This window comes from Flavobacterium palustre (assembly GCF_014639535.1).
GTDB classification, from domain to species: domain Bacteria; phylum Bacteroidota; class Bacteroidia; order Flavobacteriales; family Flavobacteriaceae; genus Flavobacterium; species Flavobacterium palustre.
The window spans coordinates 417,746-435,238 of sequence record NZ_BMGA01000001.1 but is presented as its reverse complement, the minus strand read 5'-3'; the positions used below and the strand labels follow the sequence as shown (position 1 = coordinate 435,238).

At 35.1% G+C, this 17,493-nt stretch carries 16 protein-coding genes; 3 read left to right on the top strand and 13 right to left on the bottom strand.

What is annotated here, in order from left to right; translation table 11 throughout:
- Positions 1-16 precede the first annotated feature (16 nt).
- Both IEV84_RS01890 and IEV84_RS01885 read left to right on the top strand, forming a co-directional pair.
- A complete protein-coding gene (locus IEV84_RS01890) occupies positions 17-1,966 on the top strand; it encodes a sialate O-acetylesterase (RefSeq protein WP_188491864.1) in 1,950 nt (649 codons plus the stop codon).
- The gene (locus tag IEV84_RS01885; RefSeq protein ID WP_229732570.1) at positions 1,966-3,465 is read left to right on the top strand and encodes a family 43 glycosylhydrolase; all 1,500 of its coding nucleotides are present in this window, start codon (positions 1,966-1,968) and stop codon (positions 3,463-3,465) included. Before IEV84_RS01890 ends, IEV84_RS01885 begins: the two co-directional genes overlap by 1 nt.
- Positions 3,466-3,686: 221 nt before the next feature.
- Here the strand turns inward: IEV84_RS01885 and IEV84_RS01880 are convergent, their stop codons facing one another.
- Entirely contained in the window at positions 3,687-4,556 is an 870-nt protein-coding gene (locus tag IEV84_RS01880) for an AraC family transcriptional regulator (RefSeq protein ID WP_188491862.1), read from the bottom strand.
- A 190-nt stretch (positions 4,557-4,746) separates the two neighbouring features.
- Between IEV84_RS01880 and IEV84_RS01875 the strand changes: the two genes are divergently transcribed.
- Entirely contained in the window at positions 4,747-5,118 is a 372-nt protein-coding gene (locus tag IEV84_RS01875; protein ID WP_188491861.1) for a T9SS type A sorting domain-containing protein, read from the top strand.
- A gap of 151 nt (positions 5,119-5,269) precedes the next feature.
- Here IEV84_RS01875 and IEV84_RS01870 read toward each other — a convergent pair whose 3' ends face one another.
- The 12 genes from IEV84_RS01870 to IEV84_RS01815 form a co-directional block, all read right to left on the bottom strand.
- A complete protein-coding gene (locus IEV84_RS01870) occupies positions 5,270-6,259 on the bottom strand; it encodes a Gfo/Idh/MocA family protein (RefSeq protein ID WP_188491859.1) in 990 nt (329 codons plus the stop codon).
- 10 nt (positions 6,260-6,269) lie between these two features.
- A complete protein-coding gene (locus IEV84_RS01865) occupies positions 6,270-6,986 on the bottom strand; it encodes a DsbA family oxidoreductase (RefSeq protein ID WP_188491857.1) in 717 nt (238 codons plus the stop codon).
- Positions 6,987-7,140: 154 nt separating this feature from the next.
- On the bottom strand, positions 7,141-8,508 hold the full coding sequence (locus IEV84_RS01860; protein ID WP_188491855.1) for an NADH-quinone oxidoreductase subunit N: 1,368 nt from the start codon (positions 8,506-8,508) through the stop codon (positions 7,141-7,143).
- A 70-nt stretch (positions 8,509-8,578) separates the two neighbouring features.
- Complete coding sequence (locus IEV84_RS01855) at positions 8,579-10,021, bottom strand: complex I subunit 4 family protein (protein ID WP_188491853.1); 1,443 nt, start codon at positions 10,019-10,021, stop codon at positions 8,579-8,581.
- 9 nt (positions 10,022-10,030) lie between these two features.
- On the bottom strand, positions 10,031-11,914 hold the full coding sequence (nuoL, locus tag IEV84_RS01850) for an NADH-quinone oxidoreductase subunit L (protein WP_188491851.1): 1,884 nt from the start codon (positions 11,912-11,914) through the stop codon (positions 10,031-10,033).
- 6 nt (positions 11,915-11,920) lie between these two features.
- Positions 11,921-12,241 carry an NADH-quinone oxidoreductase subunit NuoK gene (nuoK, locus tag IEV84_RS01845; protein WP_026712543.1) on the bottom strand — a complete coding sequence of 107 codons (321 nt, stop codon included), beginning with the start codon at positions 12,239-12,241 and terminating at the stop codon, positions 11,921-11,923.
- Position 12,242: 1 nt separating this feature from the next.
- On the bottom strand, positions 12,243-12,782 hold the full coding sequence (locus IEV84_RS01840) for an NADH-quinone oxidoreductase subunit J family protein (protein WP_188491850.1): 540 nt from the start codon (positions 12,780-12,782) through the stop codon (positions 12,243-12,245).
- Positions 12,783-13,328 (bottom strand): NuoI/complex I 23 kDa subunit family protein, encoded by a 546-nt coding sequence (locus IEV84_RS01835; RefSeq protein ID WP_188491848.1) that lies wholly within the window; start codon positions 13,326-13,328, stop codon positions 12,783-12,785. It lies immediately after the preceding gene.
- A gap of 69 nt (positions 13,329-13,397) precedes the next feature.
- Positions 13,398-14,450 carry an NADH-quinone oxidoreductase subunit NuoH gene (nuoH, locus tag IEV84_RS01830; RefSeq protein ID WP_188491845.1) on the bottom strand — a complete coding sequence of 351 codons (1,053 nt, stop codon included), beginning with the start codon at positions 14,448-14,450 and terminating at the stop codon, positions 13,398-13,400.
- A gap of 3 nt (positions 14,451-14,453) precedes the next feature.
- Positions 14,454-15,503: an NADH-quinone oxidoreductase subunit G gene (locus IEV84_RS01825; protein WP_188491843.1), complete on the bottom strand. Its 1,050-nt coding sequence runs from the start codon at positions 15,501-15,503 to the stop codon at positions 14,454-14,456.
- 70 nt (positions 15,504-15,573) lie between these two features.
- A complete protein-coding gene (gene nuoF / locus IEV84_RS01820) occupies positions 15,574-16,941 on the bottom strand; it encodes an NADH-quinone oxidoreductase subunit NuoF (protein WP_188491841.1) in 1,368 nt (455 codons plus the stop codon).
- Between the two features lies 1 nt (position 16,942).
- The gene (locus IEV84_RS01815; RefSeq protein WP_188491839.1) at positions 16,943-17,473 is read right to left on the bottom strand and encodes a complex I 24 kDa subunit family protein; all 531 of its coding nucleotides are present in this window, start codon (positions 17,471-17,473) and stop codon (positions 16,943-16,945) included.
- Positions 17,474-17,493 lie beyond the last annotated feature (20 nt).

The following is a 17,493-nucleotide window of genomic DNA, read 5'->3' as shown; positions in this document are numbered from 1 at the left end:
TTTAAAACTTAAAAAAATGAAGAAAAACATAGCATTTCTTTTTTTGATGTGTAGCATAGTAGTCAATGCAAATGTTCGTATGCCTTTGCTGTTTTCTGACGGAATGGTTTTGCAAAGAAATAAACCAATTCCGGTTTGGGGCTGGGCTAATCCTGATGAAAAAGTAGAAATTCACTTTAATAAACAAGCCAAAATGGTTCAAGCCGACAAAAACGGTAAATGGATGGTAAGTTTGAGTGCTGAAAAAGCTGGAGGACCTTTTGAACTAATCATTACAGGGAAAAACAAAATTGTAATTAAGGATGTTTTAGTTGGCGAAGTTTGGATTTGTTCGGGACAATCTAATATGGAATTCCAAATGTATAAGCTTCCTGATTTTGAAACTCAAAAAGCACAGTCAAATGAGCCAATGATTCGTCAGTTTTTAGTCGTTCAGGATTTAAGCGGTACACCAAAAGAAGATTTAAAGGAAGGAAAATGGACGGTTTCTAACAAAGAAAACATAAAAGATTTCACTGCTGTGGGGTATTTCTTTGCCAAAAAAATATATACCGAATTAAAGATTCCAATCGGGATTATCAATACTTCCTGGGGTGGAACCTGTGTGGAAACATGGACAAGCCGTGAAGCTTTTCAAAAAAGTGCCGAATTCAAAGATATGATTGCCACTGTGCCTTCGGTAAATATGGATGCTATTTTTGAAACTTATAAAAAATCACTTTTAGATAATATCCAAAAAATTCAAGGTTTTGAAGTAACTGATGCCAATCAGGAACAATTTAAAGAACCGGATTTTAAAGATGCCAATTGGCCTGAAATTAAAGTGCCTTCATTGTGGGAAAACCAGCAAATCGGAAATATTGACGGGGTAGTCTGGATGCGAAAAACCATTATTTTAACAGCAGAGCAAGCCAAAAAAGAAGCCATTTTGTATTTGTCAAAAGTAGACGATGAAGACCAAACCTATGTTAACGGAGTACAAGTAGGAACCAATAACATTTGGGATGCTAAAAGAATTTACAAAATTCCTGCTGGAGTTTTAAAAGAAGGAGCAAATGTAATTGCTGTTAAAATTACAGATTATTCTGGAGGTGGAGGTATTTACGGAGATTCAGCCGAATTGAAAATCGATTTCAACGGCTCGTCCATTGCACTTGATGGATTTTGGAAGTTTAAAGTAGTGAATGTTAAAGTTTCGGTTTCGCCAAACAGTTACCCTTCGTTATTGTACAATGCAATGATTAATCCATTAATTCCATATGCTTTCGAAGGTGTTTTGTGGTATCAGGGAGAAGCGAATGTAAGCAGAGCCAATCAGTACAAAAAAGCATTCCCTTTAATGATAACCGATTGGAGAACTAAATGGAATCAAGGCCGTTTTCCTTTCTATTTTGTACAATTGTCAACCTATGATGAGTTTGGTGGAAACAGTACCAAAGGAAGCCGTTGGGCAGAACTTCGCGAAGCACAAACAGAAACGCTGAAATTACCAAACACAGGAATGACAGTAACTACGGATATTGGAAATGCAAAAGACATTCACCCAACTAACAAAAAAGATGTAGGATTGCGTTTGTCTGCAATAGCATTAAATAATGTTTATGGTAAAAAACAAGTGTATAGCGGACCACTGTACAAAGCAATGGAGGTTAAAGGAAACCAAATCGCATTAAGTTTTACTAGTATTGGAACTGGATTATCAACTTCTGATAAAAATGGAATTTTGAAAGGTTTTGAAATTGCAGGTGCAGATAAAGTTTTTTACCCTGCCACTGCCATTATCAAGGACAACAAAGTGGTTGTTGCCAGCGAAAAAGTGCCAAACCCAGTTGCCGTTCATTATGGTTGGGCAGATGATGATACCGAAATCAATCTTTTCAATAGAGAAAATTTCCCTGCATCTCCTTTTAGAACCGATAATTGGGATATGATTACAGCAGAAGAAAAATATAGTGTCAGTAAATAATGAAGAACATATTTCGAATACTTATCATTTTAATGTCGCTTGCTATAAACGCACAGCATCAAAAAAGCCGGCAAAACGCTGAAATATATAAAAATCCAATCTTTGCAGGAGATTATCCAGACCCTTCTATCATTAGAGATGGAGAAGATTATTATATCGTACATTCTTCCTTTAATTATTATCCGGGATTATTAATTTGGACTTCAAAAGATTTAGTCAATTGGAGACCCATTACTCATGCACTAAAAAAGAGTGTTGGTTCGGTTTGGGCTCCAGATTTGGTTAAATACAATAATAAATTCTACATCTATTTTCCTGCCAATAATACCAATTATGTGGTTTGGGCAGATACTATAAATGGGCCATGGAGTGATCCTGTTGACTTGAAGATTGGGAGTATAGATCCAGGACATTTTGTAGATAATAAAGGCAATCGTTTTATTTATTTTAGTAATGGTAGTTATGTACCACTTTCTAAGGACGGACTTTCGGTAACAGGGAAAGAAATACATGCTTATGATGGTTGGAAGATACCAAGGGAATGGTCTATAGAATGTTTTTGTCTTGAAGGACCAAAAATGATTAAAAAGGGAGAATATTATTATCTAACCGTTGCCGAAGGAGGTACAGCAGGACCGGCAACAAGTCACATGGTCATTTCAGCTCGTTCGAAATCTCCTTTTGGACCTTGGGAAAACGCACCCAATAATCCAATCATTAGAACAAATGACAGTTCCGAGAAATGGTGGTCGAAAGGACATGCCTCTATCATTGACGATGTTAAAGGAAATTGGTGGATGGTTTTTCACGGTTATGAAAATGGTTATTATAACATGGGGCGTCAAACACTTTTGCAGCCTATAGAATGGACAAAGGATGGCTGGTTCAAAATGAAAGAAGGAATTAAAACCGAAGACGAGATAAAAAAACCAGTAGGTCAATCCATAAAAAGTGATTTCAAGCTATCAGATACTTTTACAGGAACACAACTTAATCAGCAATGGCAATTTTTTGATGAATATGATTCCCAAAGAATTACATTTTCTTCAAATGGAATAAAAATCAAAGGTAAAGGAAAAAGTATTGGTGAAAGTTCCCCTTTATTATGTACCCCTTCAGACCATTCATACAGGGCTGAAGTTGAGGTTGAAATTGAGGGGAATGGATCGGCTGGATTGGTTCTATTCTATGATACTAAACTATATACAGGTATTGCTTTCGATAAAGAAAATATTATGGCGATTCTTAGGGTTTGGCAATTTCCAACTGAAAAAGGAGTGAACAAAAGACACTTGTTTTTGCGTTTGGAAAAAAAGGAACAAGTTGTAAATATGTTTTATAGCATGGATGGAAAGGGTTGGTTGAAAATTGAAAATTCTGCCGAGGTTTCATCGTTTAATCACAATGTTTTAAGCGGTTTTATGAGTTTGAAATTAGGGCTTTCATCTGTTGGTGAAGGATCTGTAACATTCAGGAATTTTGTTTATAGACCAAAATAAATAATATCTTTGGGCGTGACTGAATTTATAAAAAGTGTTATTTAATTTATTGACTATTAATGTTTTATTTTAAATTTGCTTGGTCTGTTCACGCTACTTTGGTAGCTGGTTTTTTATCTCTGAAGATGAAAATTATCCCTAAATATTTTAGCGTTGGAATTAAAACAAAGAAAATTAGTGAATGTTTTTGGAATAAATGTTACCAGAAAATAAGATAACATTTACTCTAAAAACGATTTTAATTCATGTCTGTATTCTGAGGCATTTTTGCCTGTGAATTCTTTGAATGTTTTGTTGAAATGACTGAAATTGTTAAAACCACTTTCAAAAGCTATTGCCGATATACTGATGGGTTTTTCGGCTAATAATTTACAGGCATGAACCAATCGGTAATCGTTGACGAACTTCGTAAAGGTTTTATGGGTTATTTTTTTGAAATAACGGCAAAATGAAGGTACAGTCATGCTTACTTTTTCGGCAATTTCTTCCAGTTTAATGTGCTCTTTAAAGTTGTCTTTTACATAATTAAAAATAAAATTGATTCTTTCGTTGTCCTGAACGTGCATTTCCATTCGGAAACCTTCGGCATTTAAAACAGTGGCATCTTCGGTGGCTAATTCCAGATAATTGAAAATTTCGATAATACTCAGTAAGCGTTCAAAGGGAGTTTGGTTTTCCATTTTTTCGATTTTCTTCCCAATTTTTCTTTTGGTTTTTCCTCCAAAAGTAATTCCGGATTTAGCCTGTTGCAGTAGGTTTTTGATATTGACCATTTCAGGAATATCGAAAAAATGTTCTCCCAAAAAATCAGGTTTCATTTGGATAACAATTTCATTTTTATTTCCCGTTAGTTCGTCAGTAAAACCACAATGAGGTAAATTACTGCCTATTAAAGTCAAATCGCCATTGGTATAATACGAGATATGACTTCCTACCTGACGTTTTCCGGCTCCGCCATTTACAAATATCAATTCTATTTCTGGGTGATAATGCCAAAAATGCGAGTTGTAATTAATATTGTATTTGGTTAATGTGAACGAACTTCCAAAAGAAGGCTCTATAATCTTGAGTGTTGGCAGGTTTGATTTCATTTTAGTTGTTAGTTGGTTTGGTTATTACTAAGTTAACAAATAAATATGTGATATTATCAAAATTAAGCTAAAACGTTTTCGTAAAAGGTAAAATAACATATTAACAGGAAAATCTACAGTCCTTTTCAAAATCAAGCTTGTGCTATCTTTGGTATTATTAAATGATTATAAATCTAAAAAACATTGTATTATGAAAAAGATTTTAAAAATTAGTTTGGTGTTAGGAATCGTTTTATTAGCGATGAATGTGTATGCAGTTGCAGTTAATTTTTCATTACATAATAAATTTCGTCAGGAAAAAATGATCTCTTTTGGTTTAGAAGATAAAGACCGGGTTAAGATTAGCATTTATGATGCCAATGATAAATTAATTCACAGTGAGAATCTTACGGTAAATGGAAAGCTGGTTAGGAGTTATGATTTGAATAACTTTAGTGAAGGAGTCTATTATTTAGTAGAAGAATCTAAAACTAAAATTACTAAATATGAAGTTTTGGTTTTGAGTGATTCAGCAACAATAATGTCTGATCCTCTTTCAGAAGTTGTAAAAGCTGCTTTGTAATTTAGAAAATTATTTAGAAAAAAAGTTTAAAATTAATTTTTGGCACGAATTATGATAATGATTAATAGGTTAGAAATTTGCTATTTGTTAGTAATTAATTAGTTTGTGTAGTTAAAAAAAAGCTTCGGGTGGTTCCGAAGCTTTTTTTATTTTATAACACATTCATAATGCGATCCATAACCCAGCTGGTATGTTTGGCTGATTCTCCGTTAGAAGGATGGGCTCGCTGTTCTAATAATTGTTCTTTCATTTGTTGTACATGATGGAGCTGTACGTTTTCAGGATGTTCAATAAAGAGTTCGATTTTGCCATTTTCATTGTTAAGAATTACGGGATTTTCATCAAATATGGAGAATTCTATTGTTCCCTGACTTCCGTAAATAATTACTTTGTCTTCTCTGGTTGCTGTGCCAAAATTCCAACTTCCTGTTCCTGTAATTCCATTTTCGTGAAGCCAACAGGCAGCAAGAGCATCTTTAGCTGAATATAAATTTTGTTGGTTAACGCTTATACCGGATACTTCTTTTATGTTTCCCAAAAGATAATTGAATAAATCCAATCCGTGACTGGCTAAATCATCAAAATAACCTCCTTTAGCAATTGCAGCATCGGTACGCCAATTGTAAAAACCTGATAAATCCTGCGCAGAAGCAGGTTTGCTCAGATGCCAGTTGATATGTCTGATTTGTCCAATACTGTTTGCTTCTAACCATTTTTTAATTTGTTTAAAGCGGGGTAACGAACGTCGATAGTAGGCCACAAAAAGAGGAATATCTTTCTTTTGAAATGCTTCATAAATGGCTTTGCTGTCTTCATAACTTGGGGCCAATGGTTTTTCGATGCAACATATTTTACCGGCTTCGGCAACTTTTAAACCGTATAATTTATGTGAATCGGGAGGAGTTGCTATATAAACCGCATCTACTTCGGGATCGTTGATAAGGGCATCTGCGTCTGAATAGAACTTGCTTATTCCATGTCTTTTAGCATAATCCGCTGCCTTTTCAGCATCGCGTCGCATCACGGCGACAATTTCGAATCCTTCTGTTTTTTGATAAGCCGGACCGCTTTTTTTCTCGGTTACATCGCCGCAGCCGATGATTCCCCAACGTATTATTTTGTTCTGTTTTTTGTTGTTCATTTTAGTTCAATTAATTACAACCATCAATACCACAGCTGTCGGCTGAAGTAGCGTTCAAGATAGTAATTTTTGAATCGAATTGCCCTTCTTCCCAAACTTTTTCGAGTGTTTTTACAAAAGTTTCTACATGTTGTGCTCCCGAAATGGCATATTTATTGTCGAAAACAAAGAAGGGAACACCCTGAACTCCTATTTTTTGAGCCATTAGCATATCTTCTTCGACTTCTTTAGTGAAGGAATTTGAATTGATTACTTCATCAATTTTATTGGTATCAAGACCGGCTTCAATGCCTAAGTTTTTGAGTGTTTCCTTATCATTTACATCTTTTCCATCAGTGAAATAAGCTTTAAAAAGTAATTCTTTTAATTCAGATCCCAGTTGGTGTTGTTTAGCCAAATGCAATAAACGATGCCCATTTAAGGAATTAGCCATAACCGATTTCTCAAAGTGAAATTCTAATCCTGAATTAGCGGCATTTTGAGTCATGTTCTCCAGCATTTCTGTAGCCCAATCTCTGTCTTTTCGGTATTTTTCAGCAAGATGTTCCGTTAGATTATCATCTTCCGAAGCTATAAAATTGGGGTCTAACTGGAAACTTTTCCATTCGATTTCAATAGCATCCTGATGACCAAATTGGGTGATTGCATTTTCTAATCTTCTTTTTCCAATATAACAAAACGGACACATAATATCCGACCAGATTTGTATTTTTAGTTTATTTTCCATTTTATTTTAATATCGACAAATTTGTTTGTATATACAAATGTAGTTAAAAGATTTTGGAAGTGTTGGGGTTTTATATTTTTATTGGGAAACCCACATATCAAAAAAAACCATCAAAACGAATCTTGATGGTTTCTAATATAGATTATAGATGATATTACAATAAGTCTAAAACAAAAGAAGGGAACAATCCTAAGGCAATATTTAATACAATAGCAATTACAGCAACGGCATAATACACTGTTGGAGTAGGGATTTTAGTTTCGTTTGGTTCTTTAGTGTACATAGCTAAAATCAGTTTGAAATAGTAACCCACACTAATGATTGAATTGATTACCGCTATGATAACTAATGCAATAAATTCGGCCTGGATAGCCTGATTGAATAAAAACAGTTTAGCAAAGAAACCTCCAAAAACAGGAATTCCTGCCATGGATAATAATGAAGCGGTTAAAATTGCCGCCATTAAAGGATTGTTTTTTCCCAGACCGTGAAAATTAGTAATGTCTTCGTTTTCCTTGGTTTTACAAACGTATAAAATCACTGAGAACGCAGCAATTCCTGCAAGTGCATAAGCCGAAGTATAATATAATAATGTCCCGGATGATTTGGAAATGCTTAATAGTGTCATTAGCATAAATCCGGCGTGAGAAATACCAGAGAAAGCCAACATACGTTTCACATTTACCTGACGCAGAGCCATGATATTTCCAACGGTCATCGATGCGATGGATACAATTACAATGATTAATTGAAATGCAGGGGAAATATCCGCATTCATGGTTTTTACTAATTTGTATAAGGTAGCAACAGCCACAACCTTTGCCAAAGTACTCATTAATGCAGTTGTCAAAGCCGGAGATCCTTCGTAAACATCTGGTGCCCAGAAATGGAAAGGTACAGCGGCAATTTTGAAAAGCATTCCAATAAATACTAAAACAATTCCTATTGGAAACCAGATAGGTAATTCGGCTGAACGGGATAATTCGCTAATTTCAGTAACATCAAAACTACCCATTGCTCCATAAATTAAACAGATACCAAACAGGATAATTCCCGAAGCAAAAGAACCCATCAGGAAATATTTTAATCCTGCTTCGTTACTTTTGATGCTCAATCGGTTGCTTGATGCCAAAACATACAAGGCAATTGATAAAACTTCGATTCCTAAAAAGAACATTGCTAAGTTTCCAAAAGAAACCATAGCTACAGCTCCGGCTAATAAAAATATTTTTATGGCAATAAAATCGGAGATTTTTGTTTGATGATTTTCGTAAAATTTATGAGATAAACTCACTAAGAAAATGGTTAGTATGATAAATAATCCTGAAAATCCCGAAGAAAATTTACCTACTATCAGCATATTGTTATAGTAAGTATTAGGGTTGTTGTATTCAGAGATGTCTAACCCCAGTATCGCTAATAAACCAATAACAACTATTGGAATGATTGCTTTTCTGGCATCAAAAATTTCAAATAAAAGGCATAAAATACCTAATCCTATTATTGCTATTAATGTATTCATATTTTATTTTGTGATTCAGGATTTGAGCTTATAAACACGCAAATCTTTAGTTTGAATTTAATTTTTAATATTATTGAATTCTATTTAATGTTCTTAAAATCTGATCCAAACTAGGAGTGATTAATTCGTTAATAGGTCTTGGATACAATCCAAAAAAGAAAATAACCGCAATAATGATTACCAAAACTAAGGTTTCATGAAAATTTACATCGGCAAATACCTTTGAATTGGTTTCTCCAAGCATTACTTGTTGGTACATTTTCAACATATAATAAGCTCCTAATATAATTGTCGTTCCGCCTAATAGGGCAAACCATACATTAATTTGATACAAACTGTATAAAACGGTAAACTCTCCAACAAAGTTAAAAGTGGTAGGCAATGCTACTGAAGCTAAAACCAAAATCATAAATAAAGAAGCAAATTTTGGTGCCTGAGTTCTGATTCCTCCCATATCGGCAATTGTTCTGGTTCCAAATCTTCTGTAAATGATTTCAGCAGCAAAGAATAATCCCACTACTACAAAACCGTGAGCCAGCATTTGTAAAACGGCTCCTCTTAAACCATCAATGTTTAATGTGTAACATCCCGCAGCAATTAATCCAACGTGTGCCAATGAAGAATAAGCCAGTAATTTTTTCAAATCTTTTTGTCTCAAGGCTACAATGGAACCATAGATTACACCTGCAATTCCAAAACCGATTAATATTGGTAAATAGGTTTTTGAAGCGATTGGAGTTATTGGAATTTGCCAACGTAAAACACTGTATAATCCCATTTTAAGCATAATACCTGATAAAAGCATAGTCCCAACCGTAGGTGCTTTTTGATATACTTTTGCCTGCCAGGTGTGGAAAGGAATAATCGGAATTTTGATGGCATAAGCCAAGAAGAATGCCCAGAATATCCAGAATTGCTCCATTCTGCTTAATTCTACTTTGTGTAAATCCTGAATTAGGAAACTACCTGCTTTTTGGTACAAATAAACAAAAGCAATTAGCATAAATAAAGATCCTGCAAGTGTATAAATAAAGAACTTAACTACTGCTTTTTTGCGCTCTTCAGTATCTCCATTACCCCAAATTAAAGCAATGAAATAAATAGGGATTAATGCTAATTCCCAGAAAATATAATATAAAAGTCCGTCAGATGCTAGGAATGTTCCTGACATTGCAAATGTCATAAACAGGATTAGCGCATAAAAAGACTTAGCATTTTTATATTCATTTCCAAAAGAAGAATAAATAATCAAAGGAGTCAATGTCGTTGTCAATAACAGCATGATCAATGATAATCCGTCAGCTGTAAATGAATAGGAAACAGATGGATTGTTAATCCAATATTTAAAGAAACTGATGTTTTCGCCAACATTATAAGCATTCAATAATGCAATAGAAGTTCCTAAAGCGACTAAGCTGAATAATAATGCCACTTTTGAAGCCAGTTTGTCACCGGCAAAGTAAGTAGCAAATGCGCCAACAAGAAGTATAATTAATAGTAGTGATACGTTCATGATATAAAATTATTGAGCTAAAAATAAATAAGTTACTATGCTGCAAAGTCCTAAAACAAATACAAACAAGTAAAAACCAATACTTCCTGTTTGTAATTTTTTCCCTTGGTAACTTAATTCGTTGGTTACTTTCCCTAATCCAAATACTAATGATGATAAAGACGTTTCTACATAATCTCTGAAGAATCGAGATAAGACATTTGTGGATTTTACAAAAATAGCATCATAGATTTCGTCCACATAATATTTGTTGTAAAGTACTTTGGCAAAACCTGTAATTTCAGCATCTTCAGCCGGAACCTGGTTTTGTTTGATGTATTTTACAAAAGCAATTGTAATTCCAATGATTCCACCAAGAACTGCAACAGCCATCAAAGTGTATTCTGTAGTTCCAAAATGATGTGCTTCGTGCGCTTCTTTGGAAAATAAAGGTGCTAAATATCCGTTTAACCAGCTTCCTGTTGGCAAGCTGATAGCTCCGCCAATAGTGGCTAAAATTGCCAAAACAATAAGAGGGAAAGTAATTAAAGCCGGGCTTTCATGTAAATGAGATTTTTGGTGTTCAGTTCCTCTGAATTCTTTGAAGAAAGTCAAATACAACAAACGGAACATATAAAAAGCAGTCATTAATGAAGCCAGCGAAGCGATAACCCAAAGTGCAATGTTATTGTGAAAAGCAGTCATCAAGATTTCGTCTTTTGAGAAAAACCCTGAAAAAGGAGGTATTCCTGAAATGGCTAATGATGAAAGTAAGAAAGTTATAAAAGTAATTCCCATTACTTTTTTCACTCCACCCATTCTGCGCATATCCTGTTCTCCGTGAAGAGCGTGAATTACTGACCCTGATCCTAAGAACAAACAAGCCTTAAAGAAAGCGTGTGTGATTACGTGGAAAACGGCAATTTCATAAGCTCCAAAACCTAAAGCCAGGAACATTAATCCCAATTGAGAAACTGTTGAATAAGCCAATACTTTTTTGATGTCCGTTTGAACCAAAGCAATCGTTGCAGCGACAAGTGAAGTTACAGCTCCAATAATGGCAATGATATTTTGTACTTCAGGAGCCAAATCAAATACATAATTCAATCTCGTAATCATGAAAATACCGGCAGTTACCATTGTTGCAGCGTGAATCAAAGCCGAAACCGGTGTTGGTCCCGCCATCGCATCAGGTAACCAGGTGTATAATGGAATTTGAGCTGATTTACCACAAGCTCCAATAAACAAGGCAAAAGCAGCAAGCGAAATCATACTAATATCTAAATTATTAGAAGAGGCAATAGCTGTTTTTAAAGTAGTATAATCTAAAGTAGGGAACAAAGAACCAATGATGAAAATACCAATCAATAATCCTAAATCCCCAATTCGGTTCATGATAAAAGCTTTTTTAGCTGCATCATTGTATTCCTGATTCTTATGCCAAAATCCGATAAGTAGGTAAGAGCAAAGTCCAACACCTTCCCAACCAATGAATAATACTAATAAGTTGCTTCCGATAACTAACGTAATCATGAAAAAGATGAACAAATTCAAATACGCAAAAAACTTGTGCATATTCTCATCGTCGTGCATATAGCTAATCGAGTAGAGGTGGATTAAAGAACCAATTCCTGTTACAAATAGCAACCATAAAATAGATAATTGGTCTAAAAGGAAACCAAAATCTACTCGGAAATTGCTAATTTGAATCCAATTGAACAATTGAATTTGTATAGGTTGCTGGTCGATATTAATTTTCGAAAAGAAACAAAGTGTAAGAGCAAATGATAAAACTACAGTTAGTGTTCCCACTACACCGGAAGCCGTTTTTCCTATCTTTTTTCCAAAGAAAATATTAAATAAAAATCCTAAAAAAGGAGCTAATAATAAGAGTAAAGCTAAATTCGTATTCATTATTGTTTATCCTTTTAAGTTTTTTAAATTATTAATATCAATCGAACCTAAATTTCTAAAAATCGATACCAAAATCGCTAAACCTACCGCCACTTCGGCCGCAGCTACCGCCATAGAGAAAAACACAAATACCTGACCTTGTGCATCCTGATGATAGGTTGAAAATGCCACAAACAAAAGATTTACTGCATTTAGCATAATTTCGATCGACATAAATACGATGATAGCATTTCGTCTGTATAAAACTCCGAATACTCCAATACAAAAAAGTATTACAGAAAGGAAAATATAGTTTTCTATGCCTATTTCATTTAAAATATTAGTCATTTTATTTCTCAGTTTTTTCTTTTTTAGACAATAATACTACTCCAATCATCGCAGTTAAAAGCAGGATAGAAGCAAATTCAAAAGGAACCATGTATTCGTTTAATAAAACACGTCCTAATACTTTTATCGATTGGTAATCTTCTCCTGTTGCAATGTATTCTCCGGCTATAGGTTTTGAATTGATAAAAACTAAAATCAAAACAATACAAATTAAGCAAAAGGAAACAATGGCTCCCAGTCGGGTAATACGGGGTTTGTGGACTTCATTTTCTTTATTCAAATTCATTAACATGATGGTGAATAAGAATAAAATCATAATGGCTCCAGAGTAAACAATAACGTGAACAATAGCCAAAAACTGAGAATTCAACAGTAAATAATGTCCTGCAATCGAGAAAAATGAAATAACAAGATAAAGTGCACTATGAATTGGATTTCTGCTGAATATGGCTAAAAAAGCCGTAATTACAGTGATAAACGCTAAGAAACAAAATGTAATTTGTACAGTAGATGCGTGTGCAAAATCAGGAATATGTATCATTTAGTTAGCATTTTTAAGTTGGGTGTTTTTAATAGCCATTTCTAAAGGCATCACTAATTTGTCTTTTCCAAAAATAAAATCCTCTCTTTCATAGCTGGAAGGAACTAATACTTTTGAAGTAGTCAAATAAATTGCATCTTTTGGACAGGCTTCCTCGCAAAGTCCGCAAAAAATACAACGCAACATATTGATTTCATATATTTCGGCATATTTCTCCTCGCGGTACAAATGTTTTTCATTTGGTTTGCGTTCCGCAGCTTTCATCGTAATGGCTTCCGCAGGACATGACAAAGCACATAAACCGCAGGCAGTACAGTTTTCTCTTCCCTGTTCGTCACGCTTTAACATGTGTTGTCCACGATATACCGGACTCATGGTACGTACTTGCTCAGGATACTGAATGGTAACCTTTCTTGAAAACAAGTGTTTCAACGTAATAAATAATCCTTTTACAATCGCAACAAGATATAAACGCTCTAAAAAAGTCATCTCTTTGTTAGAGACTTGTTTTTTTCTTCCCGATAAGGATATGGTTTCTATTGACATCTTTTTTTATTTTTATTTTTTAGCTTCCCGATAGCTATCGGGACGGGACTAATAGTAATCTTTGCTAATTTAAAATCCTAAAAACGCTATAATTTCGTGTCTCAAAATTACAATTCCTGTAATCATGATATTCAATATTGATAACGGAATTAATATTCTCCATCCCAAATTCATCAATTGATCGTATCTGAATCTTGGAATAGTCCATCTTACCCACATATAGAAAAAGATGAAGAAACATATTTTTGCAAATAAAACTCCAATTCCTATTAGGTTTGCTAAATTTACGCCCCAGTTTTCTACTGCCCAACTCATTCCCGGATAATTATAGCCTCCAAAGAATAAAACGGCAAGAATGGTTGAAGAGATAAACATATTTGCATATTCAGCAAATAAGTAGAATCCCATTTTCATAGAAGAATACTCCGTATGATAACCTCCAATTAATTCACTCTCACATTCTGCTAAGTCAAAAGGGGTTCTGTTCGATTCAGCAAAAGCACAGATTAAGAAGATTAAGAACGAAAGCGGTTGGTAGAACACATTCCAGTGCATACCTTGTTGTTGTAAACTAATTTCTCTTAGACTCAATGTTCCTGTCATCATTAATAAAGCAATGATGGATAAACCCATGGCTATTTCGTAAGAAACCATTTGAGATGTAGCTCTTACGGCACTCATTAGAGAGAATTTATTGTTGGATGCCCATCCACCGATGATGATTCCGTAAACACCTACTGAAACTACTCCGAAGAAATACAATAAAGCGACATCAATATCGGCAGCCTGCAGGATGATATCTCTCCCAAAAAGATGGAATTTGTCTCCCCATGGTATTACAGCACTTGTCATTAAAGCTGTACTCATGGCTACTGCCGGTCCAACATAAAATAAAAATTTATTAGGTGTGTTAGGCTCAAATTCTTCTTTTGAGAATAATTTTAAACCATCAGCTAATGGTTGTAAAATCCCACCTTTTCCGGCTCTGTTCGGACCAATACGGTCTTGTAACCAGGCTGCAATTTTTCGTTCTGCAAGTGTAGAATACATTGCCATGACCATAGTAATGGCAAAGACAACCAAAATGATAACACTTTTTTCTATAATAATTGTACTGTCCATTTTTTATAGGTTACCATTGTTAAATTCTTCCTGCTCTTCTTTTTTTAACGGGATTGCCGTCATACTGATTTTTTTACGGTCTTGTTCTCTGCCTTTCAGAATCCCTTCTTCGGTAGCAATATGAACTGTCTCCATTTCTCGGGTGTAATTATTTTGATTGATAACCGAATCTTTATCAAATTTTCTTGGTCCTTCAATAACCCAGTCAGTAACTTCTTTTTTGTCAAAACGACAAGTGTTGCATATAAAATCTTCTACTTCGTGGTATTGGTCTTTTCTTCCGGTAACTCTTTGTATTTCATTTCCAAACATCCAAACCGTAGTTTTTCCGCAACATCCCGGAGTAGTACATTCTCTGTGCGCATTGAAAGGTTTGTTGAACCAAACTCTTGATTTGAAACGGAAAGTTTTATCAGTCAAAGCACCTACAGGACATACATCAATCATGTTTCCTGAGAATTCATTATCGATGGCTTTCGAAATACAAGTCGAAATATTAGCATGATCACCACGATCTAAAACACCATGAACTCTTTTGTCAGTCAATTGATCGGCAACCTGTACACAACGTTGACATAAAATACAACGGTTCATGTGCAATTGAATATTTGGACCAATATCTTCCGGTTCAAATGTTCTTTTTTCTTCTATAAAACGGGTTTTTGATTTTCCGTGTTCAAAGCTTAAATCCTGCAAATCGCATTCTCCTGCCTGATCACAAATAGGACAATCCAATGGGTGATTGATTAATAAAAATTCAGTAACCGATTGACGTGCTTCACGTACTCTGTCTGAATTTTTACTGTTGACTTCCATACCGTCCATACATCCTGTTACACAAGATGCCATCAATTTTGGCATGGGTCTTGGGTCAGCTTCACTTCCTTTGGAAACTTCAACTAAACAACAACGGCATTTTCCACCGCTGCCTTTTAGTTTAGAATAATAACACATTGCAGGCGGAACTGATTCTCCTCCTATCATACGTGCCGCTTGTAGAATGGTTGTTCCTGGTTCTACTTCTATGCTTTGACCGTCTATTGTTACTTTCATTATTACAATATTTTACTCCTGAGAGTGTCTTGTTTTTGAAATCAATCCCGATAATCATCGGGACGTTATTTTAAATCACTTGCTTGCTTACCAAATGTCTTACTTTATCAAAAGGCTCATTCACAAAGTGATCTCTGTTTTTTATTCTTTCCGGGAAACGAACATGGTATTCAAATTCTTCTCTGAAATGACGAATAGCTGCTGCTACCGGCCATGAAGCCGCATCACCAAGAGGACAAATAGTATTTCCTTCTATTTTAGATTGAATGCTCCACAACAAATCGATGTCTTCTTCACGTCCGTGACCTGTTTCGATTCTATGCAATACTTTTTCCAACCAGCCTGTTCCTTCTCTACATGGAGTACATTGTCCGCAAGATTCATGGTGATAGAAACGGGAGAAATTCCAAGTGTTGCGTACAATACAAGCGGTATCATCATAAACGATAAATCCTCCTGAACCCAGCATTGAACCTGTTGCAAATCCACCGTCGCTCAATGATTCGTAAGTCATTAAACGATCTTCACCATTTGCTGTTTTGAAAATCAAATCGGCTGGTAAAATTGGCACTGATGAACCTCCCGGTACTAAGGCTTTCAAAGGTCTATTGGATGACATTCCTCCCAAATATTCGTCAGAATTCATGAATTCATCTACGCTTAATCCCAATTCGATTTCGTAAACTCCCGGATTTATAATATTTCCTGAAGCAGATATCAATTTAGTTCCTGTTGATCTTCCAACACCAATTTTAGCATAATCATCACCTGAATTGTTTACAATCCAAGGTACTGCTGCAATAGTTTCTACGTTGTTCACGACTGTTGGGTTTGCCCAAAGTCCGGAAACAGCTGGGAAAGGCGGTTTGATACGTGGATTTCCTCTTTTACCTTCCAAAGATTCGATCAAAGCGGTTTCTTCTCCACAAATGTAAGCTCCGGCTCCACAGTGAACGTGTAATTCTAAATCATATCCTGTTCCTAAAATATTTTTTCCTAACCATCCTGCAGCTTTAGCTTCGGCAATGGCTCTTTCTAATATTTTAAAAACCCACATGTATTCTCCACGAATGTAGATGTACGAGCGGTTTGCTCCCAAAGCAAAACTGGAAGTAATCATTCCTTCAATCAATAAATGAGGAATAAATTCCATCAAATATCGGTCTTTGAAAGTTCCCGGTTCTGATTCGTCGGCATTGCAAACCAAGTGTCTTGGTTTACCTGATTTTTTATCAATAAAACTCCATTTCATTCCGGCAGGGAAACCTGCACCACCACGACCACGAAGCCCTGATTTTTTCACTTCCTCCACAACTTCATCAGGAGTCATTGATTTTATGGCTTTTTCTACCGAAGCATAACCACCATGTTGGCGATATACTTCGTAGGTTTTAATCCCCGGAACGTTGATTTTGTCTAATAATATTTTCTTTGACATCTTATTTATCGTGTAATATTATTTTATTATCTCGGCAATCAGCAATTAACTGATCGATTTTTTCTTTTGTCAAATGCTCTTTGTAGAAATCGCCTAATTGCATCATTGGAGCATAACCACAAGCGCCTAAACATTCAACACCTCTTACTTCAAAAAGTCCGTCAGCGGTAGTTTCTCCAATGCCAACACCTAATTTTTCGCAGGTATAATCCATTAAATCTTCTACTCCGTTTAGACAGCAGCAAGATGTTTGGCAAAATTCAAACATGTATTTCCCAATTGGTTTTAGGTTGTACATGGTATAGAAAGTGGCAACTTCGTAAACTTCGATAGGCAAAATTTCAAGAATTTCGGCAACCTTATCCATTAGTTCGATACTCAGCCAGTTGTCGTGAGCGTCCTGAACTTCGTGTAAAACAGGCAACAAAGCTGATTTCTTCTTGTCTTCAGGATAATGACTAATCAATTCATTGATGCGGTTCATCAATGCGTCAGTCATGTTTATTTCTTGTTTGTAATGTACTCTTTCCATTCTGTATTTTAGATTTTAGA